The sequence below is a fragment of the Roseomonas sp. TAS13 genome, from assembly GCF_001950415.1.
GTDB lineage: Bacteria > Pseudomonadota > Alphaproteobacteria > Acetobacterales > Acetobacteraceae > Roseomonas > Roseomonas mucosa.
In genome coordinates, this window is the sequence record NZ_BDLP01000502.1 from 1 (window position 1) to 2,609 (window position 2,609).

General features: G+C 70.5%; 2 protein-coding genes. Both read right to left on the bottom strand.

What is annotated here, in order from left to right; all coding sequences use genetic code 11:
• The coding region (locus ROTAS13_RS22745) for a diguanylate cyclase (protein ID WP_075823525.1) at positions 1-1,060 on the bottom strand (1,060 nt) is incomplete at its 3' end.
• Between the two features lie 285 nt (positions 1,061-1,345).
• Positions 1,346-2,609 (bottom strand): amidohydrolase (locus tag ROTAS13_RS22750; RefSeq protein ID WP_075823526.1); only part of this gene is annotated, 1,264 nt, incomplete at its 5' end.

Genomic DNA, 2,609 nt, shown 5'->3' on the forward strand with positions numbered 1-2,609 from the left:
GCGCCATGGCGGCGACGCCCAGGCTCAGCGTTGCCATGCCGCCGCGTGCCGTGGGGTGCGGGATGCCCTGTGCCCGCATGGAGCGGCGGATCCGCTCCGCCACGCCCATCGCCGCCTCCAGCCCGGTCCCGGGCAGCAGGACGGCGAACTCTTCCCCGCCGAGCCGGGCCGCGAGGTCGCTGCCGTCGCGCAGGTTGCGTTGCAGCACATTCGCCACGCGCCGCAGGCAGGCATCCCCTTCCGGATGGCCGTGGTGGTCGTTGATGGCCTTGAAGTGATCCGCGTCGATCATGAGGACCGACAGCGGCCGGCCATGGTGCCGCGCACGCGCGAATTCATGGGCATAGGCCTGGTCGAAGCGACGGCGGTTCGGCAAGCCGGTCAGCGGGTCGCTGCAGGCCTCCCGGCGGTAATGGGCCTCCGCACGCTCTCGGATCATGGTCACCGCCCCGAAGCCGTGCAGGACGAAGAAGACGAGCGCGCTGACCAGGACCAGCCCGAGCGAGAGATCCGGCAGGAAGTGGAACCGCACCGGATCGGGGGACACCAGCATCGCCACACCCCGGAAGGCCATGACCGCGACGCTGCCGACCATCGCCGCGAACATCCACCAGCGCGCCGAGATCCTTTCGGCCCGGCCACGCCACAGCTCCCAGGCCGCGACGGCGAACAGGCCGCCGTGCAGGAGCGAGGCCAGCAGCACGCGTCGGTCGTAGCGGCCGTAGAATTCCGGGATCCGGCAGGCCAGGAGCCAGACCAGCGGCGCCAGCAGGATCAGCAGGACGGGGGTCGCGCGCCCGTCGGCCCGGCGGTGCCCGGCCCAGATCAGCGCGGAGCAGAGGATGGCCAGCGCGTTCGACAGGTCCACCGTCACCAGCAGAGGCAGGGCGGAGCGGTCGAACTGAAGGGCCATGGCCAGGGTTTCGCTGAGGAAGGCCCCTCCGAAGATCAGCGGCAGGTCGTGTCCCGGGCTGGCCCGCCAGGACATGAGGCAGGCCAGGGCGCTGGTGCCGGTCACCAGGGTGACGGCCAGGATCAGGGTCGGAGCGTCCAGGAACATGTCGCGGCGGGGGACCCTCTTCGGCGGCATCGGAGGGGGCGGCGGTCTCAGGCTTCTATGAACCCGACCTCGCTCCACCCGCATGACGTGATTCCTATGGATCATTCACACGCAAAAGTCATCATTCCACGTTGGATTTAAGCTTGGTTCGCTAAGATCTGCCCCAGCCACACGGAAAAGCCCCTCTTTCCGCGGCAGGCGGCCCCCGGCCGGGCATCGATCCACCCCCTCAGAGGCGGGGACGGTCCGGCGGGAATAGCCGCCGGAGCCGCCCCACCTGTCCGGTCAGACGCCCTTGCTCATCGCCTGGATGGGCGGCTGCACATCCGCGGGCAGCGGGCAGACATAGGGGGTGGCCGCCGTCCGCGCCGCGAGATCGGCCTTGGCCTTCTCGATCAGCGAGGGGTCCTGCAACGCATCCACCGCCGTGCCCGCCATCACCTTGGCGACATGCAGCAGGCCCTTGTGGGCGATGCCGGACTTGCCCTGCGCCGTGAGCTGCCAGGAATGCCCCGGCGTGCCGATGGCATAGGTGGCGCCGCGCGCCTGCACCGTCGGCACCACCCAGGAGACGTCGCCCACATCGGTGGAGCCGACGCCGCCCCGGCCCCTGGAATGCAGCGGCACGATGAAGTCGGCCAGCGGCTTGTTCCGGTCCACCGGCACGCCGGCGCGGCGGAAGGCGGCGGCGATGTCGTCGTCGTTCAGCGTCTTGCGGATCTCCTCCGCGAAGGCACGGTCCTCCTCGTCGAACTGTGGCGGGCCCAGGCGCTGGAAGTTGTCGTACATCGCCTGTTCCAGCGGCGTGTTGCCCATCAGGTTCGAGACGGCGCTGACCACCTTGGTGGCGACGGTCGTCTCGGTCATCAGCGCCGCGCCGTCGGCGATCTTGCGGACGCGGGCGACCAGCGCGTTCAGCTCGTTCAGGTCGGCGGCGCGGATCAGGTAGCGCACCTTGGCCGAGCCCTGCACCACGTTCGGCGCGATGCCGCCGGCGTCCAGATAGGCGTAGTGGACGCGGGCATGGCTCGGCATGTGCTCGCGCATGTAGTTCACGCCGACATTCATCAGCTCCACCGCGTCGAGCGCCGAGCGGCCGAGTTCCGGCGCGGCGGCGGCATGGGAGGAGCGGCCGGTGAAGGTGAAGTCGATGCGCGTGTTGGCGAGGCTCACCGCATCATTCACGCCGGACAGCGGCGCCGGATGCCAGGAGATGGCGATGTCCACATCCTTGAAGGCGCCGTCGCGCACCATGAAGCCCTTGGCGGCGCCGCCTTCCTCGGCCGGGCAGCCGTAGTAGCGCACGCGGCCCCTGATGCCGTTCTCCGCCAGCCAGTCCTTCACCGCCGCTGCCGCCAGCAGGGCAGCGGAGCCGAGCAGGTTGTGGCCGCAGCCATGGCCCTTGCCTTCCTGGCCCTCGACCGGGCGCGGCTCGGCCAGGCCGGCCTCCTGGCTCAGCCCGGGCAGCGCGTCGTACTCGCCCAGGATGGCGATCACCGGCCCGCCCTCGCCCGCCTCGCCCATCACCGCGGTCGGGATGCCCGCGACA